Origin of the sequence: Streptomyces sp. NPDC093149 (genome assembly GCF_044754145.1) — a bacterium.
GTDB lineage: Bacteria > Actinomycetota > Actinomycetes > Streptomycetales > Streptomycetaceae > Streptomyces.
Genome location: NZ_JBIVON010000005.1, coordinates 581,063 through 602,187 on the forward strand (window position 1 = coordinate 581,063; position 21,125 = coordinate 602,187).

General features: G+C 71.7%; 12 protein-coding genes. 5 read left to right on the forward strand and 7 right to left on the reverse strand.

The window, feature by feature from the left end; all coding sequences use genetic code 11:
- Positions 1-225: 225 nt before the first annotated feature.
- Positions 226-1,170: an aldo/keto reductase gene (locus ACIQCZ_RS19170; protein WP_402283521.1), complete on the forward strand. Its 945-nt coding sequence runs from the start codon at positions 226-228 to the stop codon at positions 1,168-1,170.
- A gap of 156 nt (positions 1,171-1,326) precedes the next feature.
- Here ACIQCZ_RS19170 and ACIQCZ_RS19175 read toward each other — a convergent pair whose 3' ends face one another.
- The 4 genes from ACIQCZ_RS19175 to ACIQCZ_RS19190 all read right to left on the reverse strand — a co-directional run bounded on the left by ACIQCZ_RS19175 (position 1,327) and on the right by ACIQCZ_RS19190 (position 7,513).
- Complete coding sequence (locus ACIQCZ_RS19175; protein ID WP_402283580.1) at positions 1,327-2,997, reverse strand: PrsW family intramembrane metalloprotease; 1,671 nt, start codon at positions 2,995-2,997, stop codon at positions 1,327-1,329.
- A gap of 195 nt (positions 2,998-3,192) precedes the next feature.
- Positions 3,193-4,137: a tRNA (guanosine(46)-N7)-methyltransferase TrmB gene (gene trmB / locus ACIQCZ_RS19180; protein ID WP_402283523.1), complete on the reverse strand. Its 945-nt coding sequence runs from the start codon at positions 4,135-4,137 to the stop codon at positions 3,193-3,195.
- Positions 4,130-5,386 carry an L-2-hydroxyglutarate oxidase gene (gene lhgO, locus ACIQCZ_RS19185; RefSeq protein WP_402283582.1) on the reverse strand — a complete coding sequence of 419 codons (1,257 nt, stop codon included), beginning with the start codon at positions 5,384-5,386 and terminating at the stop codon, positions 4,130-4,132. The genes trmB and lhgO overlap by 8 nt, the downstream gene beginning before the upstream one ends.
- A gap of 273 nt (positions 5,387-5,659) precedes the next feature.
- On the reverse strand, positions 5,660-7,513 hold the full coding sequence (locus ACIQCZ_RS19190) for a sporulation protein (RefSeq protein ID WP_402283525.1): 1,854 nt from the start codon (positions 7,511-7,513) through the stop codon (positions 5,660-5,662).
- Between the two features lie 1,284 nt (positions 7,514-8,797).
- Between ACIQCZ_RS19190 and ACIQCZ_RS19195 the strand changes: the two genes are divergently transcribed.
- Entirely contained in the window at positions 8,798-10,909 is a 2,112-nt protein-coding gene (locus ACIQCZ_RS19195; RefSeq protein ID WP_402283526.1) for an asparagine synthase-related protein, read from the forward strand.
- Positions 10,910-11,050: 141 nt separating this feature from the next.
- Here the strand turns inward: ACIQCZ_RS19195 and ACIQCZ_RS19200 are convergent, their stop codons facing one another.
- Positions 11,051-13,066 carry a sigma-70 family RNA polymerase sigma factor gene (locus ACIQCZ_RS19200; protein ID WP_402283528.1) on the reverse strand — a complete coding sequence of 672 codons (2,016 nt, stop codon included), beginning with the start codon at positions 13,064-13,066 and terminating at the stop codon, positions 11,051-11,053.
- Positions 13,067-13,678: 612 nt separating this feature from the next.
- On the reverse strand, positions 13,679-14,635 hold the full coding sequence (locus ACIQCZ_RS19205) for a TetR/AcrR family transcriptional regulator (protein WP_402283530.1): 957 nt from the start codon (positions 14,633-14,635) through the stop codon (positions 13,679-13,681).
- A 340-nt stretch (positions 14,636-14,975) separates the two neighbouring features.
- Here ACIQCZ_RS19205 and ACIQCZ_RS19210 point away from each other — a divergent pair, with 340 nt between their 5' ends.
- Together ACIQCZ_RS19210 and ACIQCZ_RS19215 are read left to right on the forward strand one after the other, a co-directional pair.
- Complete coding sequence (locus ACIQCZ_RS19210; protein WP_402283531.1) at positions 14,976-16,490, forward strand: NAD(P)/FAD-dependent oxidoreductase; 1,515 nt, start codon at positions 14,976-14,978, stop codon at positions 16,488-16,490.
- Positions 16,491-16,776: 286 nt separating this feature from the next.
- Complete coding sequence (locus ACIQCZ_RS19215; RefSeq protein ID WP_402283533.1) at positions 16,777-18,582, forward strand: SpoIIE family protein phosphatase; 1,806 nt, start codon at positions 16,777-16,779, stop codon at positions 18,580-18,582.
- Positions 18,583-18,635: 53 nt separating this feature from the next.
- Here the strand turns inward: ACIQCZ_RS19215 and ACIQCZ_RS19220 are convergent, their stop codons facing one another.
- A complete protein-coding gene (locus ACIQCZ_RS19220) occupies positions 18,636-19,937 on the reverse strand; it encodes an MFS transporter (protein WP_402283584.1) in 1,302 nt (433 codons plus the stop codon).
- 155 nt (positions 19,938-20,092) lie between these two features.
- Here ACIQCZ_RS19220 and ACIQCZ_RS19225 point away from each other — a divergent pair, with 155 nt between their 5' ends.
- Complete coding sequence (locus ACIQCZ_RS19225; RefSeq protein ID WP_351076944.1) at positions 20,093-20,650, forward strand: MarR family transcriptional regulator; 558 nt, start codon at positions 20,093-20,095, stop codon at positions 20,648-20,650.
- Positions 20,651-21,125: the final 475 nt, after the last annotated feature.

A 21,125-nucleotide genomic window follows, 5' to 3' on the forward strand; every position in this document is an offset into this window, starting at 1 on the left:
GACGGAACGAGGCGGGGGACGGAACGACGCGCAGGCAGAGCAATGGACCGGGCCGGGGGTCTGGGGACCGGCCGGAGCGGCAGCCGGGCGGATCGGTGGTTGGGCGGATCGGTGGTTCAGGTGGGGACTGCGGGCCGGTGGGGACTGCGGGCCGGTCGGATCGAGGGCCTGCCTGAAGGGTCGGCTGCCGGAATAGCGGGCCCGCAGGTATTCGTTGATCCACATATGACTTCTCTTCGTAAGCTGGGCCCTTCCGATCTTCAGGTCTTCCCGCTCGCCCTCGGCGGCAACGTCTTCGGCTGGACGGCCGACGAGGCGCAGTCGTTCGCCGTGCTGGACGCCTACGCCGCGGCGGGCGGCAACTTCATCGACACCGCCGACGCATACACGGCCTGGATCCCGGGCAATGAGGGCGGCGAGTCGGAGACCGTCATCGGGAAGTGGCTCGCGGCACGCGCCAACCGGTCGGAGATCGTCGTCGCGACGAAGGTCGGCGCCCATCCCTCGTACAAGGGGCTCGCCGCCACGAACATCAAGGCCGCGGCGGAGGAGTCGCTCCGTCGGCTCGGCACCGACCACATCGACCTCTACTACACCCACTTCGACGACGAGACCGTCCCGGTCGAGGAGATCATCACCGCCCTCGACCAGCTGGTGAAGGAGGGCAAGGTCCGGGAGATCGCCGCCTCCAACATCAGCCCCCAGCGGCTCCAGGCGTCCCTGGACTTCTCGGAGCGCGAGGGGCTGGCCCGTTACGTGGCCCTGCAGCCGCACTACAACCTGGTCTCCCGCGACACGTACGAGGGCGAACTCCAGGAGACGGCCGCACGGGCCGGGCTCGCCGCCGTCCCGTACTTCGCCCTGGCCTCCGGGTTCCTCACCGGCAAGTACCGTCCGGGCGCCTCGGTGGAGAGCGCTCGGGCCGAGAGGGCGGGGCAGTACCTGGAGTCGGAGCGGGGACAGAAGGTCCTGGCCGCGCTCGACAAGGTCGCCCAGGAGCACGACGCGGAGATCGCGACCGTCGCGCTGGCGTGGCTCGCGTCCCGGCCGACCGTCGTCGCGCCGATCGCCTCGGCCCGCACCGTCGAACAGCTGCCCGCGTTGGTGGCCGTCGCCGACCTCCGGCTGACCGAACAGGACCTGGCGGAACTCACCGAGGCATCCGCCTGACACGGTCGTCCAGGGGCATGGTCCCCCGTTCACGCCCCGGGAGCACGGCGCTGCGGGGGCGTTCGCGCGAGCGGGACGGTTCAGCGCCCGGCCGCGGTCGGCCCGTCCACCGTTCTTTTCGTGCGACGGACGAACGCTTCGGTGCCGGGTGTGGCCCTAATGGCGCCGCTGCGGCGGCTGGTGCGGGGCCAGATAGGGGTTGTAGCCGGGGCCGCCGTACGGCGTGTGCGGCGGCGGGAACGGGTGAGCGTACGGACCCGGTGGCGGCCGGTGGAGGCGCAAGCGGCCCGTCGCCTGCGCCGCGTACGTCAGGGCGGGAGCGGCCACGTCCCTGCGCTGCCAGAGATGGTGCAGCAGCTCCAGCTCGCGTTCGGCGAAGTCCGCGCCCGCGGTCCCGCGGCGGGCCTGCCTGCGCAGTGAGGCCAGTGACGTCGCGAACGACTCGTACTCGGCGATGGTGCGGGCGGCAGCCTTGCCGTGGGCCTTGGCCTGCGCCTTGGCACGAGCCCCGGCCCGGGCCGACGATCCGCTCGCCGGAGCACGCCCCGTCCCGTACCCCTGCCCGTGTCCCGTCCCGAACCCCGGCGCGTATCCCGGTCCGTACACCGACGTGTGTGCCTGCGGGTGTCCCGGCCCCGGTCCGTGCCCCGGGCCCGGTCCGTAGGCCGGCGACGTCGGTGGTGGCGGCACGTGTACCGGCCCGTACGGGCCCGCCCAGTTTCCCCGGGCCGCGAGGGAGTGTCGTCGGCGTGCAGCGTCGCGTGCCATGCCGCGGGCCCGCATCGAGGAGAGGGCGAGCGGCTCGGCGGGCGTCAGCCAGCCGGCCGCCGCATAGGCAGGCAGCTCGGCGGAGAGCGTACGGAGCTCCCGTTGGCGCGACCAGATCGCCAGCCAGGTCACCAGGCCGAAGGCCGGGACCATGAACACGCCGTACACGGCGTAGAAGCCGTACGGTCCGACGGTCGCCGATCCGTTCCACAAGGCATGCATGCCCATGGCGAGAACGAGGCCCGACAGCGGCAGAGCGATGCGGCGGATCCGACGCCGCCGCGCACTGGCCGCGGCGAGTCCGAAGCCTATTCCGGTCAGCACCGTGAAGAGCGGATGCGCGAAGGGCGACATCACGGCCCGTACGAAGAACGTCGCGGCCGTCACCGAGACGACGCCCGAGGTGCCGATCTGCTGGTCCTCGCCGAAGGCGTTGCCCAGGTAGAGGATGTTCTCGGTGAAGGCGAAGCCGCTCGCGGTGAAGCCGGCGACGACCACGCCGTCGACGATCCCGTTGAACTCCCGCTTCCGGAACAGGAAGATCAGCAGCACGGCTGCGGCCTTGGCGCTCTCCTCGACGACCGGCGCTATGACCGTGGCGCCGAGGGTGTCGGCGTGCGACGGGTCGGCGGTGGTCGTGGCTATCCAGTGGGTCGCGAACGAATTCGCGAGGATCGCGACCAGGGCGGCCGCGAACGCACCCCAGGCGAAGGCGAACAAGAGATTCCGCCAAGGTGCCGGCTCGACCCGGTCCAGCCAGCGGAATGCCGCCATCAGGAGCGGGACGGGCAGCACGGCGAGTCCCAGACCGACGAGAAACCCCTCCGTGCCCGTCTGGTCACGGACCAGGGCCAGGATCGCCAGGCCGCACAGCGCCAGCACCGTGACCACGGCCACGATGCGGAAGGTCCTGCTGCGCCACACCATGCCGACGCGGCGGGGCCGGTAACGCCAGTGCCTGCGCTCCGGTACGGCAGCCAGGATCTCGCCGACCCGCTGCTCCTCGAGCAGAGGGACGGCCGGCTGTGACTGCCGCTGTTGGAAAGACCCGTCGGACACCACCTGATGACCCTAACGGCCTCGCCCACGATTGGCAGTGGCGTCGCGGTGTCCGGGGTCTCCGCCTCCGGCGTTGTCGTCGGTCGGCTCCCGCCCGGCGTCCGGTGCCGCCGGGCGGGAGCCGACACCGGACGCCGGTGCCGCCACCGGTGAACGGCAGCGGTGGATGTCGGCGGTGGGTGTCGGCGGTGGAGGTCAGCGGCGGGCGAAGAGCAGGTCGTGCACGACATGGCCCTTGTCGAGGCCCTGCCCCTCGAACCGGGTCAGCGGCCGGAACGCCGGCCGCGGCGCGTAGCCGCCGTCCGCCTGGGTGTTCTCGAAGAGGGGGTGCGCGGTCAGCACCTCCAGCATCTGCTCGGCGTACGGCTCCCAGTCGGTCGCGCAGTGGATCACGGCGCCCGTCTTCAGCCGCTGGGCCGCCAGGTCGAGGAACTCCGGCTGGATCAGCCGTCGTTTGTGATGGCGCTTCTTGGGCCACGGGTCGGGGAAGTACACCCGCAGCCCGTCCAACGAGTCGGGCTTCAGCATCTCGCGCAGCAGGATGATGGCGTCACCGTTGGCGACCCGGATGTTGGTCAGGCCGTTCCGGTCCGCGAGGCCGAGCAGATTGCCCTGGCCGGGGGTGTGCACGTCGACGGCGAGAATGCCCGTGCCCGGGTCGTCGGCCGCCATTTGTGCAGTGGCCTCACCCATCCCGAAACCGATCTCCAGCACGGCCGGGAGCCCGTCGAACAGCTCGGGCAGATCGAGGACGCGCTGCCCGTCGATGTCCAGGCCCCACGTCGGCCAGAGCCGCAGCAGGGCGTCCTCCTGGCCGGGCGTGACGCGGCTGCGGCGTGGCTGGAAGCTGCGGATCCGGCGCTCGTGGTGCGATCCGGCGGGGTCGATGGCCGGTCCGCCGGGGAAGCGCGGTTCCTGGCGCAGCCTGCGCTGCCGCTCGAAGGAGGCGGCGCGCAGATCGTCCGGAATCCCTGCCGCGGGGGCGGCGGCGGGCTGGGCCGAGGAAGCGGTGCCCGGCTCGGCCGAGGCGCTGCCCGCTCCGGCCGCGGCCTCGCCGGGCTTCGGGGCGGAAGGATGCGCGGACGGGCTCGCGGAGGGACTCGCCGAGTGGTTCGCGGAGGGATTCAAGGACTCAGACACAATGCCCCGATTCTACGGCGGGCGGCTTCCATCCCGTCCCCTGTGCCCGGAGCAGCGCCCTGCGTGCCACCTCCCGCCCGATGGGCAGGGAGGCCGTCGCGGCGGGCGACGGGGCGTTCAGCACGTGGACGGTGTGCGGGGCCTCGCGGATCAGGAAGTCGTCGACCAGCGTGCCGTCCCGCAGCACGGCCTGCGCCCTGACCCCGGCCGGGGCGGGCCGCAGATCGGCCGCCGTGACTTCGGGCAGCAGTCGCTGCACGGCCGTCGTGAACGCACGCTTCGACAGCGAACGGCGCACCTCGCCCGCCCCGTACCGCCAGTGTCTGCGCGCGATCTGCCAGGTGCCGGGCCAGGTCAGGGTGTCCGCCAGCTCACGGGGGCGCAGGACGGGCCAGTCGTATCCCTCACGGGCCAGCGCCGGCACCGCGTTCGGCCCGACGTGGACACCGCCGTCGTGGCCGCGGGTCAGATGCACGCCGAGGAACGGGAACGCCGGATCGGGTACCGGATAGACCAGGCCGCGCACCAGCTCCGGCCGCGCCAGCTCGTAGTACTCCCCGCGGAAGGGAACGATCCGTACGCCCGGATCGTCGCCCGCGAGCCGCGCCACCCGGTCGCAGTGCAGCCCCGCGCAGTTGACCAGCACCCGGGCCCGCACCACCGGACCGTCCGCCGTACGCACCGCCACACCCCAGGGACGCCGGTCGATCGCGGTGACCTCCGCCCCGTAACGGATCACTCCGCCCGCCGCGTTCACCTCGGCGGCGAACCGCGCCGCGACCGCCGCGAAGTCGCACACCCCGGTCGTGCCGACGCGGATCGCGGCGATCCCGTGGACCTGCGGTTCGTACTGCGCGATCTGGGCGGGCCCCAGCTCGCGCACCGGCAGCCCGTGCTGCCGGCCGCGCTGGACCAGCGCGTGCAGCCGGGGGAGCTCGGACCGCTCGGTCGCGACGATCAGCTTGCCGGTCACCGCGTGCGCGATGCCGTGCTCGGCGCAGAAGTCGACCATCTCGGCGGCGCCACGCACCGCGTAGCGGGCCTTGAGGGAGCCGGGGCGGTAGTAGATGCCGCTGTGGATCACTCCGCTGTTGTGCCCGGTCTGGTGACGGGCGGGGCCCCATTCCTTCTCCAGTACCGTCACCCGGGTGCCCGGAGCGGTGCGCGTGATCGCGTAAGCCGTCGACAGGCCGACGATTCCGCCGCCGATCACCAGCACATCGCAGTCGTACGCCGCGCGCGTCATCACCACGCCACCTCCCACCCCGATAGTGCACTGACCCACTGACAACGTACTCAAACCAGCGAAGCCCAGCGTGGCGCCGGATCTTTACGCCGGGCGGCGTCCGGTGGCCCGCCGGATACCGTCCGTATGCCGTCCGGACGTCGTCCGTACGACATGGGGACGCGGGCGGCGCAGCGACCTCGGGGCGCCGGGGAGTGCCCGGCCCCGGGACGGGGCGTCGCGGCGATGCCGTGCGGAAGCCGCGGGGCGTGCGAGCGCTCGCCCCGCGCGGTGCGGCTACGCGGGCGCCACCAGCAGGGGCCGGGCCCGCTCACGCAGCTCGGCGACGCGCGGCTCGTGCCCGTACGGTTCGAGCCGGTGCAGCAGGTCCCGCACGTACTCCGTGGTCCGCGCCGAAGAGATGCGACCCGCCACCTCCACCGCCCGGGTGCCCGCCGCGCAGGCCGCGTCCAGATTCCCCGACTCCAGCTCGGCCACCGCGGACACGACGAGCCGCAATCCGTGCGAGCGGACGAACTCCTCGGTCGGCCTGGACAGGGCCTGCTCGGTGAAGCGCCGCACCTGCCGGGGTGCCTTCAGGTCGAGGTGACACTCCGCGGCATCGGCCGCGAACCTGTCGTACGAGTAGAAGCCCAGCCACGACGGGTCCGCATCGCCGCCCCGGGAACGCTCCAGCCAGCCCTCGGCGGCCTTGAGCGCCGCCCCCGCGGCCGCTGCGTCGCTCGCCTTCGCATGCGCGCGGGCCTCCACCAGGCGGAAGAAGCTCATGGTGCGGGCGGTGGCGAGCCCCCGGTTGCGTTCGACGGCGGCCTGCGCGAGGTCGACCCCCTCGTCGGCGAAACCTCGATAGGTCGCCTGCAGCGACATCGAGGCGAGGACATAGCCGCCGAGAGGCACGTCGGCCGCGGCCCGCGCGAGTCTCAGGGCCTGGATGTAGTAGCGCTGCGCGGCCTCCTGCTGGCCGGTGTCGAAGGCCATCCACCCGGCGAGCCTGGTCAGCTCCGCCGCGGCACCGAAGAGCGCCCGGCCGACTTCGTCGCTGTAGGAACCGAGCAGCAGCGGTGCGGCGTCGACCCGTAAGCACTCGGGGACCATGGAGGAACGCCAGTCCCCGCCGCCGTACTTGGAGTCCCAGCGACGGGCGTCCTGGGCGGCCTCGCGCAGCTTGGAGACATCGCTGTGGCCGACCCGCAGCGGGGAGATGTCGCTCGTGAACGTGGTGGCGGTCGCGTGCGCGTTCGCGTGTGTGCTCGGAGCCGCAGCAGTGGGCGCGGACCCGGGTGTTGCCTCCGGGCCCGGCTGGGCGGGGATGGACGGCGTCCGCTGCGTGCCCATGGCCCCCAGGGTTCCCAGCGCGGCCTGAGCCGCCTGCGCATTCAGCGCATTCTGGGCCGCTTGAGTCGCTTGAGCCGCTTGAGCCGCTTGAGCCGCTTGAGCCGCTTGAGTTGTCTGTGTCTCCGGTGCTCCGGGTGCCGGCTGTGTGCCGAGCGGTCCCCGAGCGGTCCGGGAGCCCGCGGTACCGGACGCGCCGGGTGCATCGGACTCCGGCTCCGTGCTCTTCCCTGTCGTGCCCGGTGCCCTCTGCGCCCCTGCACCGGTGCGTGCGCCCCTTGCGCCCTGGGTGCCGAGGATGGCTGCCTCGGCGGCCGTCGCATCGCGCTCCACCGACGGGTCGGCGGGGGATATCAGCCAGCGGGACGCGGGCGTCGCGTACGCGCTCACCGAGAACGAGCCCGCCAGCGACTGCCAGATCCCGCCACCGCCCGCCCGCCGCCCGGCCAGATCCAGCCGGTACAGCTCGGTCGCCGAACGGACCGCTTCGGCCACGTCCCGCGGAAAGGCCAGCCCGACCTCCGGGGCCGGATCGGCGTCCGCGAGACCGATCTCGTGCAGCGGGACCGGGCGGCCGAGTTTGGCCCCGATCGCCGCCGCGATGAGGTGGGGCGCGGCACCCTGCGGCACCATGCCCTTGGAGACCCACCGGGCCACCGAGGTCTTGTCGTACCGAAGTGTCAGACCGCGCTGCGCCCCGAGGTCGTTGACCCGCCGGGCGAGCCCGGCGTTGCTGATTCCCGCGAGGGCGAGAACGGTTCCGAGCTTCTCGTTCGGTCCGCGTTGCTCCCTGGACATGCGCCACCCCTCGACACACAGACGGCCGCCGCGTCACCGTTGCGGCGCGCGGCATTCGTACCGTGTCCTCCCCAGGGACGAACCCCGGCACTCCGACCGCACACGCATATGGCCGAGCCCCGAGGAATATGCCTCCTGCCGAGGACCTCAGTAAACCCAGCGTAGTTCGCCGCATCCCTACCGTTAAGGGGCAGACGTCCGTATGGCGGGATTGTTGTCCGTGCGGGGGCGAGCGGGTCCGAGGCTCCGCCCGGCCCGTCGCCGGCGTGCCGCTCCGGTCGCCGCGCACAGGGCCCCGGTCCCGGCGCGGAAACCTGCCCGGACGTATCCGGAGCCCCGCCCGGACCTCGACGCGGACCCGGCGCGAGTGCCTGCCCCGCGCCCCGTCCACGCGCTCCTGGAGGCGCCCTTCGTACGTGGTGACAGCCCCGTCCGCCGGGCTCCGCACGTGCTCCTGGCGTGTGGCCGTGCGCCCGGCCGTGCGCTCTCGTCCGGCTGTTTCGGAAGGGCTTCCATGGTTGCTGCGTGGGTCGGCCCACTGCATTGGACTCAGTGGGCTGGGGGACACTGCCGCCTCATTCCCCGCAGGCGGCGGACCGGTCCGGGAGGTGAACGACACCTCCCGGACTGTGCGTCGAATCCGGTACGGGGCCGGTGCGGGGCCGTACGAGGCCAGGGTTCACGGCCGGGGCCGGGGCCGTCGGCCGCACCAATGGTGATCGGTGGCGGGCGACGGGGGATTCCGGGAGGGATTCGGGGGGATCGTGGAGCGAAGCGGGATGAAAGCGGACTTCTCATACGATGAGTTCGCTGGCGTCCGGGTTCGATGCGCTCCAAGATTGGCCGAATGTCGTCGGTCCTCCGAGGTTGGGCCCGGCGATTCACGGACATCCCGTCGACCCCCCGACGGTCGTCCGTCATCGGGTCGTGGGTGATGCGGGATGTGGCCGGATTTCGGCCGGTGGATCCTGCTCGTCCGGGGAAGGCAACGCGCCCGGTACGCAAGCCCGTTGGGGTATGACCCGCCTCCCGCGGGCCGTGTCCCGCATGTCCCGCCGGAAACCCGCTGCCGAGCCGCCGTCGGACGCGGCTGCGTCCGCACCGGCCGGGGCCCGCCCCGGTCCGGCCTTTGCCAGGGGCGCATGCCCTTCCGACGTGCGCCGTCCGTAGCCCCTCCTGTGCGCCTTTGTCGTGGCAGCATGTTCGCAACGGCGCCGCGCACCACCGGAGTTCTCCCGATGCCTTCCTGCTGCGCCATTTTGTCCACAGCCTGTGGAGGCGGCGATGCGTTGGTTGGTGGGGTGGAGCAGTATCGCCGCGAGCTTCGGCACGGCCGGCGCGGTGGGCGCCAGTGAAGACGGGCGCACGATGCACCCCGTCGGATCCCAACTGCTGTGGGGCGACCCGGATCCGCTCTGGGCCGTCGGCGACTGGCGCCCCGACGAGATCCGTATCAGCACGGTCGAGACAGCGGAGGGCGCGCCCACCGCCCGCATGGCCGTCCTCGGCTGCTGCAGCGCCACCGACGAACAACTGCGCGTCGGCCTCCTCGCCGCCCGCGGCGGGGCCCTGCGCCATCTCACCTCCTGGCCCGGCAGCTACACGGTCGTCGTCCAGGTCGGCCGCCGGATCACCGTCATCGGGGACCTCGCCGGGGCCCGCCCGGTCTTCTACACCCCCTGGGCCGGCGGTACGGCGTACGCCACTGCCGCCCTCCCGCTCGCCGACCTCATCGAGGCCCAGCTGGACATCGGTCACCTGGCCGCCCTGCTCGCCTGCCCCGAAACACCGGAGGCGCTGCGCGACGGAACCCCGTACGCCGGAGTGAAACGCATCCCGCCGGGGCACGCGCTCATCCTCCGCGAGGGATCGCGCGAGATCACCGGCTACGAGGCGGTGGCCTCCCTCGCCGTCGCAGCCCCCCAGATCGACCCCGTCAGCGCCGTCGAGGGGGTGCGTGACGCACTGGTCGAAGCAGTACGCGCCAGACTGACCGCCCCGCGCCATGCCCCCGAAACCCTGCCGCCGGACCCGGGCCCGGTCCCCGGCATGGGTCCCGCCGAACGACGTGCCGCCCGCGGCGCACCCGTACCCGGCATCGGCGCCGACCTCTCCGGAGGCAGTGCCTCCGCCACCCTTGCCCTGCTCGCCGCCGGACTGCCGGGCCTGCCGGGCACCCTCCTGGGCCACGGCACGGGAGCGGGGGAGCGGCTGCTCGCCGTCACCTTCAACGACCTCACCACCCGCGGACACGAGGACGAACTCGAACGCGCCCGCGTCATCGCGGCCAACCCGCGCCTGCACCATGTCGTCGTCGCCGCCGGGGAGGAGGCGCTGCCCTACGCCGACCTGGGGGGCGGCCCGCTCACCGATGAACCCGGCCCGTCCCTCGTCGCCGCCGAGCGCCATCGTCGCCGTCTCGCCTCGGGCAGCGCCGACCACTTCGTCGGCGGCGGTGCCCGGCAGGTGCTCGACGCCCACCCGGCCCGCCTCGCCGACCTGCTGATGGACCGGCGCCGACGCCATCTGCTGCGCCCGGTCGCCGCACTCGCCAAGGCCGAGGGCCCTACCGCGCACTCCCTCTTCGTACCGCTGACCGTCTATCGCGCGGCCCGCCGCCTGTCCCGTACGTCGTACCGCACGGGCCTGGAGACGGCGGCCGGCCTGCTGCCGGACGCGAACCGCCACACCCCCGACCTCGACACCCCCGCCGACGCCTCGCTCGCCGCCCTCGCCTGGTCGCGGCCGGGGCCCGCCGCACACTGGCTGACGGGGGAGGCGCTCGCGGAAGTATCGGTTCGCCTTCAGGAGGCGGCGATCCGGCCCGCCTCCGTCCAGCGTCCGGGCGAGGCCCGTGCCAGGGCGGCCCTCGCCCGGTACGCCGCGGACCACCGGATCCTGGAGCAGGCCGCGGAGAACCGCAGCCAGCGGCTGCACGCCCCGTTCCTCGACAACCAGGTCGTACGCGCCGCCCGTGCGCTCCCCGAATCGCTCCGGGTCCAGCCGGGCGCCCGCGCCGCGATTCTGCGCAGGGTGCTCGCCGGCGCGGGCATTCACGAACTTCCCTCCGGCTGGGGCACCCCCTCCCTGGCCACCTCGAACGCGACGGCCCGCACGGGCCTGCGCGCCGCGCTGCCCGACCTGATCGCCCTCTTCGACGCCCCGCTGCTCGCCGACGCGGGGCTGATCGAGGCCCGCGTCGTACGGAAGGCCCTGCGTGCCGCCTCGGAGGGTGAGCCGCTCCCGTTGGACGGCCTGGCGCACCTGGCGTCCACGGAACTCTGGCTCCGCCGCCTCGTCTCGCGGCGCGGCACCTGCTGGACGGGCACGGCGGCACCTCGCCAGCGCGCGGTGGCGGGCGGAGTCGTCCCGGCGAGGCGGACACTGCAGCCGTAGCGGTGGACGGGGCCGTTCTTGCCGTGGCCGTACCGGTCGTTGTCGGTAGTACGCGACGACCGACAGGTGTCCGACCGCGCCCGACCCGTATCACCGAGGAACTCCCGGGCGCTCCGTCCGCAGGGGCGGTGCCCGGTCGCCTCACCGACAGCTGATGACCGAGTCCGCCCAGTCGGCGAGTGCCGCGCCGCCCCCCGGCCGCGTCCGCTCGACGACGAGCCGGATCCTCTCCTGACCGGCGATACCCACTCCGACGGGCACGGCCGGGTCGTTGCCCTTCATCACGGGGGACTGCCACAGCCGTGCCCCGTCACCGTCGAAGACGGAGAAGCGCACCGAGCCCAGCCCCAGTGTCATGTCGTCGATCCCGACCACGGCCTCGTAACGCGTGCACTGCCGGTTCAGCTGGATCGTGACCGAGGACTTGCCGTGGACGGTCACGCCATGGGCGTACCGCGTGCCGCCGATCGACAGACCGGAACGCTGCCAGACCCAACCGCTCTCATTGATCACCACCTCCGGTTCGGTGTGGTCGCCCTGCATCGAGTAGCCCAGCTCACTGACCCGGTAGACGGTCGACGCAGGCGGCGGAGGGGGTGTCGCCGTCGGGGTGGGCGTCGGCTTCGGCTTCGAGGTGGGCTTCGGCGCGGGGGGCGTCGGGGTCGGAACAGGTGGTGCGGGTGGCACCGGCTTCGATGTCGGCTTCGGTATCGGCTTCGAGGGGGGATTCGGGGTCGGCTTCGAGGTGGGGGCGGGCTCCGGCGAGGGAGGCGACTTCGGCGCGGGGGGCGCAGGTGGAGCGGGCGGTGCGGGCTTCGACGGTGGTGCCGGCCTCGACGGTGCCGGGGTCGGTGCGGCAGGCGCCGCGACAGCCGGCTTCGCCGCGTGCTCGGCCGCGGGCTTCGGCTGGTCGTTGCCGACCAGCGCCCAGGCCAGTCCGGCCGTCACGGCCACGGCAACCGCCGCCGCGATACCGGCCTTCGCCGGGGCACCGAGTCCTTCGGAGACCGCGGTACCACCTGCCGAGCCTCCGGACGCGCTTCCGCCGGTCGCCGCCGCCGCGGCTCCGGCGCCCGCGCCACTGGCGACGATTCCGGCGGCCTTGAGCGTGTACCCGGCGGCGAACCAGCCGATGACCGCGACCGGCAGCAGCGCGGGAATCCCGGCGTTGACATGGGCCAGTTCGCCCGCGGCGAGCCGACACTTCACGCACTCGTCCAGATGCCCGCGCAACCCGCGCTCGGCCCGCATTCGGAGCCCGCCTCGGGCATACGCGCCGAGGCGGTCGGCGTACCGCGCGCAGTCGCCGTCCGAGGTGAGCGCCCGGCTCACATGCGCTTGCAGGTAGGCCTGCTTGAGGCCCTCGCGGGCCCGGCTGGCCAGCACCGCCGTGGCATTGGCGGTCAGCCCGAACAACGGGGCGACCTCGCTGGGCGACTCCTCCTCGACGGTGGTGTGCCACAGCACCGCCTGCCAGCGCTCCGGCAGACTGCGGAACGCCTGCATCGCCATCGACTGTTCGGCCTCGTGCATCGCCAGCACATCGGCACCGAGGTCGAGCGTGTCCGCGTCCGACACCTGGGACGACTGGGTTGCCTGGGCGGCGAACACCGCGAAGTCATCGACCAATTGCTCCCGCTTCGCGGTCTTGGTCCAGGCGGCTGCGACGTGCCGGACTGCGGTCATGAGGTAGGCCCGTACAGCCTCCTCGGGCCCCTTGCCCCTCCGTACCGCCTGCAGTGTGCGGGCGAAGACCTCGGCCGTCAGGTCGTCGGCGGTGTGCGCGTCCCGGCAGCAGGTGCGCGCGTAGCGGCGCACCGCGTCCGAATGCCGCCGGAACAGTTCCTCGTACGCGAGATCGTCGCCGTCCCGCATCTGCGTGATCAATTCGGCGTCCGAGGACGGGGAGCCGGAGGCACCGGCGGTGCTGCTGCGGCCCTCCCGCTGCATCGGCACCGCGCCCTCGGGCTCGGCACCGGCCTCGACGGGCGCCGGCCACGGACCGGGCAGGACGGCGCGGCCCCCGGTGTCACCGTCGGCTCGCCCGGGTCCGGCCTGGCTCGGTACCTGCGGGGAGGACAGCCCACCGTCCTCCGTCGCACCGCCCACGGCGGAGACGTCGTCGAACGACTCTTCCTGCTGCCCGTCACCGGTCATCGCGGAAGCCCCCGTATGCGCTGTCGGACCCGAACATCGGGCAAGACTGTCACATGGCGCAATCACGCCGACGACTCAGCCCCAGCAACCACTCATCCGGGGCGTTTTCTCGAATGTGAGCACTAGCAGCCACTCATTCGGGGAAGGGTCTTCGCGCTTCTTTTGTACGTGGAGGCTGCGGACGAAGGGGCGGGCAGCTTCCACGGCGAGGTCCTGCCGAGTGCCCACCCCACGCCGAGAGCACGGAACGCACACCGATCAAGGCCAGTTCGGACGGCGTCCGTACGGGGAAGCCGGGCTCGGAACCTGGAGGTGGGAGCCGGACGCGGAAGCCCGATGCGTGCAGCGGACGAACGGGAACGAGCCGCTGAGCAGGACCCTCCGAAACGGGCCATGTCAGCCACTCACCCCGGCCGCACACTTGGGCGACTCGTTCGTGCCGGCTACGTACCCGAGGCGCCCGGCCGCACACTTGGGCGACTCGTTCGTGCCGGCTACGTACCCGAGGCGCCCGGCCGCATACTCGGCCGACCCGTTCGTGCCGACCACGCATCCGAGCCGCCCGGGGGACCGCCTCCCTCGCTCACGCATCGGGCGGCGATCACACCCCGTTCACGCCACGGGCCGTGAACGCAGTCCCTCCAGAAGGATGTCGAGCAGCCGGCTCGAAGCCGCGGCCTGCTGAGCCGGGTCAGGCAGCGATGGCGCCGCTGTCGCGATGACCAGCAGCACGTCCGCCACCGTCACATCGCGACGCAGCTCACCTGCTGCCCGCGCCCGGTCCACCAGTCGGCCGACGACCTCCAGCAGTTCGCCTGCTCCCGCGTCGTCGGCATCGGGGCCGATCTCCGCGGCGGAGCCGGGGCGCCCGTCGACCGGCCGGAGGCCGGCCTGGTCCGCGCCCTGGCGCTGCTGAGGTACTCGCGTCTCGTTCCGCACACCGGCCGAGTCCGGTCCGGAAGCCGCTGCGGCCCCCGATTCCCCGGCGGCGGCCGAGCCCTCGACGTCGCCGGCGACCTGGACATCCGCATCGTCATCGGCGTCGACATCGACCCCGACCCGCAGCACCTGCGGCGGCAGCAACCGTCCCGCTCCCGACGCCACGGACGTCCGCAGGAAGCGCGACAGCGCCGACCACGGCTCGTCCTCCTGGCCCAGCGCGGCCCGCGCCTGGTCGGTCAGCCGGGAGGTCTCCTCCTCGGCTATCCGCCGCACCAGCACGTCCTTGCTCGGGAACCGCCGGTACACCGTGCCGACTCCGACCCTGGCGCGGCGCGCCACGTCCTCCATCGGAGCCCCGTACCCCAGCTCGCCGAAAACCTCGCGCGCGGCTCGCAGCACATGCTCCAGATTCCGCTGCGCGTCCACGCGAAGCGGAGCCGAGCGGCCGTTCGTTCCAGTGGTCACGACCGTACCGACCGCCCCGGTCACTCCGGCCGCCCCGCCTGCCGAACCCACCGTGTCCACTGTCCCCACAGCCGTTCCCACAGCTCCGCTTCGCCCGATCCCGTCGGACGAATGGGACGTGACGTCAGCAGTGGTCTGCCAATGAGAATCCTGAATGTGCATAACATTTCCCCCGGTTATGACGTCTCCCCCCGGAGACTTCCCGCCGTTTGAGCCGGAGAGTGGATCACGGTCTCGACCCGGCTCCCCGACGACATACGAACATAGTTGAGCCCGGGTCAATTCAGAAGGGGGTAGTTCCGCACGGAGCGCCCCCCGATCGGAGCAAGGACCGGTTGGTCACTGATTCGCCCCCGGCCCACCACCCCCATTCCAACCCCTGACCTGCGTAGCTTGCGTGTCGCCGCGCGGATCAGCGACGACGCCCCGCCCGAAACCTCCGGTCACACAATTTGCCGGGGCTGTGGACAAACCCTTGAGCACGTTGCGTCATGGGGTGGTGATGGCTTCAGATTCCGGGGGAACACCCCCCGGCCCCCCGCCAGGTGTGCGCGTTCTCGTCGTCGGCGGCGGCTACGTCGGGATGTACACAGCGCTGCGTCTCCAGCGGAAGCTGAAGCAGAGACTCAGGGGCGGTCAGGCCGAGATCGTCGTCGTCACCCCCGAGCCTTATATGACGTATCAGCCGTTTCTGCCCGAAGCGGCGGCCGGTTCGATCTCGCCGCGCCATGTCGTCGTACCGCTCCGCCGGGTCCTGGCGGACTGCAAGATCGTGATCGGTGAGGCCCAGCGCATCGACCACGCCAAGCGGACGGCGACCGTCACCACCCTCGCCACCGGGGAGGACGGCACCGGCGCGGTCGAGATCTCCTACGACGAACTCGTCCTCGCACCGGGTTCCGTCTCTCGCACCCTCCCGGTCCCCGGCCTCGCCGAGCACGGCATCGGCTTCAAGACCGTCGAGGAGGCGATCGGGCTGCGCAACCACGTCATCGAGCAGATGGACATCGCCTCCGCCACCCGCGACCCGGCCATCCGCGACGCCGCCCTCACCTTCGTCTTCGTCGGCGGCGGCTACGCAGGCGTCGAGGCTCTCGCCGAGCTGGAGGACATGGCCCGTTACACCTCGCGGTACTACCACAACATCAAGGCCGAGGACCTGAAATGGATCCTCGTCGAGGCGTCCGGACGCATCCTGCCCGAGGTCGGTGAGGCGATGGGCGGCTACGCGATCCGCGAGCTGCGCGGCCGGAACATCGACGTACGCCTCGACACCAGGCTGGAGTCCTGCGAGGACCGGATCGCGGTCCTGAGCGACGGCTCCCGCTTCCCGACCCGCACGCTCGTGTGGACCGCGGGTGTCAGACCCGCACCGGTCCTCGCCGCCACCGACCTGCCGCTCAACGAGCGCGGCAGGCTCCGATGCACGGCGGAACTAGCCGTCGAAGGGGTCGAGCACGCCTGGGCCGCGGGCGACGCCGCGGCCGTTCCCGACCTGACCGCCGCGGAGACCGGCCGGGAGACCGCCCCCAACGCGCAGCATGCCGTGCGTCAGGCCAAGGTCCTCGCCGAGAACGTCCTCGCGTCGATCAGCGGCGAACCCCTCAAGGAGTACCGGCACAGTTACGCGGGCTCCGTCGCCTCACTCGGCCTCCACAAGGGCGTGGCCCACGTCTACGGACGCAAACTCAAGGGCTACCCGGCCTGGCTGATGCACCGTACGTACCACCTCAGCCGTGTCCCGACGTTCAACCGCAAGGCCCGTGTCCTTGCCGAATGGACTCTCGCCGGGCTCTTCAAACGCGAGATCGTCTCTCTCGGTTCGCTGGAACACCCACGCGCGGAATTCGAACTCGCCGCAGGTGGCGGACGAACCAGGCCCGGCGGCCCGCCGAACACCGACCGTCCACCGAACACCGACCGCCCGCCGAACACCGGCGGCCCACCGGGCCCCGGGAACCCGCAGAGACCCGACAAGTCACAGGGGCCCGACGGCCCACCGGGGAACGGCGGCTGACCGGCCGTCGGACCGCCTCGACGCCCACCGGGGCGCGACCGTACCGACCACTGTCAGTACGGTCCGCCACACTGGACGTGTGACCATAGGTGGGCCCACATCTGCACAGAGTGACCCGGCCGGCAGTGACCAACAGTGAACAGCACCGACGTTCCAGACGCATCAGACGTACGAGCAGGGCGATGAGACCCGGCCCCGACCCCGGCGACAGAAATCCGGTAGTGGAGCCGGCAGAGGAAGCAGCCCGCCCGAGCGGACCAGACCGACACACGAGGCCAGAAATTCCGTGAACTTCACGCGTTGGAGCGCCCGCCTACCCGGAACGCAGCGCCGCGCCGCCGCACGGGACGACCGCAGTTCCGTGCCTCCGGCACGCGCGGAGTACGCGCAACCCGGGACCGGACCCTGCCCGCCGGGCGGCGACACACGCAGCGACACGCCTGGGGACACCGGCGTCGACGCGCCCGATGAACCGCCCGAGGACCGCGGACCTGCCGCCTTGGAGGACCTCTCCGCCCGGGACATCCTCGGTCGGCTGCCCGCCCTTGTGGCGCTGGTGTACGGCCCCGATCACCGGATCGCCTACGTCAACGATGCCTACGCCGCCGCCTTCGGACCCCGCCCGGCCGGCGCCACCGCGGCCGAGGCCATGCCCGAGCTCACCGAACTCAGTCTGCTGCCGCTCATGGACCAGGTGCTGCGCAGCGGCACCCCTCGCACGGTCAAGTCCCGCAAGGTCCGCAGCGGGAATTCGTACACCGTCACCTGCACCCCCGTGTACAGGGACAGGTACACGCACGGCGAGGGCGAGACCAACAGCTACAACAGCGACGGTGACAGGGCCGAGAAGCAGAACAAGGACATCAAGAACAGCAGGAACAGAAACAGGGACAGGGGCAGCGAGAGCGGAGTGCTCGTGTACGCCGCCGATGTCACCGACCACGCCGAGGCTGCCGAACGGCTCCGCGCCAGCGAGCGCCGCCACCGCGAAACGGCCGTCACCCTCCAGCGCTCCCTGCTGCCGCAGGAGCTGGAACAGCCCGACGACCTCCGGATCGCCGCCACCTATCAGCCCGGCGGCACGGATGCGGCGGTCGGCGGTGACTGGTACGACGTCATCACTCTCGGCGCGGGCCGCACCGCCCTGGTCATCGGGGACGTGATGGGCCGGGGGGTGCGAGCCGCCGCGGTCATGGGCCAGCTCCGCACGGCCGTACGCGCCTACGCCCGCCTCGACCTCCCGCCGCACGAGGTGCTCCAACTCCTCGACGGTCTCGCCGCCGAGATCGACGCGAGTCAGATCGCCACCTGCGCCTACGCGGTCCACGACCCGAACGAGGGCCGGCTCGTCTACGCCTCCGCCGGGCATCTCCCGATCCTGGTGTGCCACGAGGACGGTACGGTCCACCGCGCCGAGGACCCGACCGGGCCGCCGCTCGGCACAGGGGGCTGGATCCACACATCGGGCACGATCGCGCTGCCGCCCGGCTCCACCGCGGTCCTCTACACGGACGGCCTGGTGGAGCGCCGCAGCGAGGACATCGACGAGGGCGTCGCGGCCCTGGAGCGCGCCCTCTCCGGTGCCAAGGGCTCACCCCAGGTGGTCTGCGACCGGCTGATCCGCTCCCTCGGCGTCACCGCGGAACACGACGACGACGTGGCGGTGCTGGTGGTTCAGCATCCCGCCCGTACAGGGGCGGACGCGGAGCTGTTCCACAACGCCTCGCTCGATCTCCTCGGCGGGATCGAAGCGGCCCCGCGCGCCCGCGCCTTCGCGACCGGCGTCCTGACGTCGTGGCGATTCCCGGTCGAACTCTGCGACCTGGGCGTGCTGGCCGCGGGCGAACTCGTCGCGAACTCCCTCAAGCACGGCACCCCGCCGATGCGCCTGGGCCTGCGTCGTACCGACCGCCGCCTGATCATCGAGGTGACCGACGCCGACGACCACCTGCCCCGTCTGCGTCGTGCCGATCCGGCGGACGAGGCGGGCCGCGGCATCTCCATCGTCGCGACGATCGCCACGCACTGGGGCAGCCGCCGCACACCGGGCGGCGGCAAGGCGGTCTGGTGCGAATTCGCCCTGCCGCAGTAGGGGACCTGCCGCGACAGGACCCCTACTCACCTCCCCCGTTCACTCCCGCGGCGTCAGCGGGGGGTGACGGCGGAGGCGGCCACGGGCTCGGCGTCCGGCAGTGACACGGCCACCACCCTGGACGGCACGACCTCGACCGAGGGCTGATCCTGTACGGGGGTGAGCCGTCGGCCGAGCCGCAGCGCCAGTACCGTGATGCCCAGCGAGAACAGCACGAACGTCACGATGTACGGGCCGTGCAGCGTCGCCCCCATCGGCCCGCCCACGGCCGGACCGACCGCCAGCGCGAGCTGCTTGCACAGGGCGAACGCGGAGTTGTACTGCCCGACCATCGACTCCGGCGCCAGATCGGCGACGAGCGGCGCCACGGTCGGCGACAGCATCGACTCACCCAGTCCGAACAGCGCGTACGTGGAGATCATCGCGGCCGTCGCCATGGTCTGGCTGCCGTGCCCGAGTCCCGCGTACCCCGCCACGATCCAGGCGAAGGCCCAGATCAGACCGACCGAGGCAATGACCCGGGTGCGCTTGCGGTGCTCCACCAGGCGCAGCACGACGAACTGGGCCACGACGATGACGGCGGTGTTCGCGGCGAGCGCGATACCGAGCGTCGACGGCTGGATCCCGGCGGCCTCGGTGCCGTACGCCGCGAGCCCGGACTCGAACTGTCCGTAACAGGCGAAGAACAGCACGAAGCCCAGCACGCACAGCTGCACCATGGCCCGGTGCGAGAGCAGTGCCCGCAGTCCGCCCGGCGCCTTGGACCCGTCGGTGGGACGGGCCTCGGAGAAGGAAGGCGTACGGGACAGCCGCACCGTGGAGGCGATGACACCGAGCACGACGAACATCGCGGCCTCGATCAGGAACAGCAGAGTGAAGGTCTCCGGCCGGCTCGTGTCGACGATCTGCCCACCGACCAGCCCGCCGATGCCGAGCCCGAGGTTCTGCAGGAAGAACTGCATGGCGAAGGCACGTGTACGGGTGGCGGTGCTGGAGCACCACACGAGCATGGTGGCGAGAGCCGGCTGCATGACCGCGGTACCCGCGCCGAGGACCGCGGCCGACAGCACGGAGGCGGTCACGCCCGATGACAGGCCGAGGGCGACGGCGCCCAGGGAAGCGACGGCCGAGGCGACGACGAGCACAGGCAGCGGTCCGCGCCGGTCGATGGCCCGCCCGGTGAACGGCAGGACGGCCAGCGCCGCCATGGCGAAGACCGCCAGTACGACTCCCGCGGTGCCAGCACCAAGATCACGTACCTGCGCCACATAGACGTACAGATACGGAACGGTGAACCCCAGCCCGAACGCGCTCAGCGCGCTCCCCAGCTGGATCCGCCGCAGTGCTGCACCCATCTCCCTGGTCACACTCACCTACCTCAAGGTCTCGAAGTTGCTTGCCGAGCCATCCGAACGACTCGAACCCGAAGACTTTAGCACTAAAGTTAGAAGCTCAACAATTCAACCTGAAGGACTTCGACGGCTTTGAGGGGCGTGCGATACTGCCCGCCATGTCTGACACCACCGAGCAGCCCGGCCCGCAGGAGCCGAGCCTCGACGAGCAGATCGCCGCCTATCAGCGCGAGTTCCGTGACCTGGACCCCCAGGTCGAGCAGGTCGTCTCGGCCCTGGGCCGTCTGAATCGCCGGATGAACGTGGCGTACGGCCGCCAGGTCGCCGCCCTCGGCATCAGCAACGCCGAGTGGGAGGTCCTCAAGACCCTGGTCCTGGCCGGCTCCCCGTACCGCCTGGGGCCGGGGGAACTGGCCAAGCGCCTCGGTCTCACCCCTGCGGCGATGACGCACCGCATCGACCGCATGGCGGGCGAGGGCCTGGTCACCCGTGACCGGGACGAGAGCAACCGGGTGCGTGTGATCGTCGAGCTGACCGACGAGGGGCGCACGAAGTGGCTGGAGGCGATGCGCATGGCCACCGCCTTCGAGGAGGACCTGCTTCAGGACCTCACGAGCGACGAGCGCGGGGTCCTCGGAGAGATGCTGATCCGCCTCCTGCGCCGCGTGGAGCACGCCCAGCCGGACGCCGGCGGACGTCTCACCGACCTGGACTGAAACCCTGTCCGACGCGCGGGAAAACGACTTGACCTGCCCGGGTTGACACGCCCCTCCGCGATCCGTAAGGTTCTTCGAGTTGTCACGGAGCCGGAACGGTTCTGCGACAACCGATCCCGCCGTGAACGCGGCAACCAAAACTCAGCACGATCTCCCACTCGGGACAATTTCGGCATGCCGAAATTAATTTCGAAGACTCGATTATGAGTCGCCGGGAAAATCCGCTAGAGTTTGGACGTCGGAACGGCCCAACGGCCCGGAAGACAAGCCCCGCTGACTGGGAATCAGGCTCGAAAGGATCTGATAGAGTCGGACTCGCTGGAAAGGGAAACGCGAAAGCGTGGAACTGGAAAGCAGCCCCGCTTCGACCGGGAATCGGACACGAAAGAGTCTGATAGAGTCGGAAACGCAAGACCGAAGGGAAAAGCCCGGAGGAAAGCCCCAGAGAGTGTTCTGCGGGTGAGTACAAAGGAAG

Coding starts and splice junctions, on each gene's coding strand:
- ACIQCZ_RS19170 (WP_402283521.1), top strand. CDS start 226: ATGACTTCTCTTCGTAAGCTGGGCCCTTCCGATCTTCAGGTCTTCCCG.
- ACIQCZ_RS19190 (WP_402283525.1), bottom strand. CDS start 7,513: ATGTCCAGGGAGCAACGCGGACCGAACGAGAAGCTCGGAACCGTTCTC.
- ACIQCZ_RS19195 (WP_402283526.1), top strand. CDS start 8,798: ATGCGTTGGTTGGTGGGGTGGAGCAGTATCGCCGCGAGCTTCGGCACG.
- ACIQCZ_RS19200 (WP_402283528.1), bottom strand. CDS start 13,066: ATGACCGGTGACGGGCAGCAGGAAGAGTCGTTCGACGACGTCTCCGCC.
- ACIQCZ_RS19205 (WP_402283530.1), bottom strand. CDS start 14,635: ATGCACATTCAGGATTCTCATTGGCAGACCACTGCTGACGTCACGTCC.
- ACIQCZ_RS19210 (WP_402283531.1), top strand. CDS start 14,976: ATGGCTTCAGATTCCGGGGGAACACCCCCCGGCCCCCCGCCAGGTGTG.
- ACIQCZ_RS19220 (WP_402283584.1), bottom strand. CDS start 19,937: ATGGGTGCAGCACTGCGGCGGATCCAGCTGGGGAGCGCGCTGAGCGCG.
- ACIQCZ_RS19225 (WP_351076944.1), top strand. CDS start 20,093: ATGTCTGACACCACCGAGCAGCCCGGCCCGCAGGAGCCGAGCCTCGAC.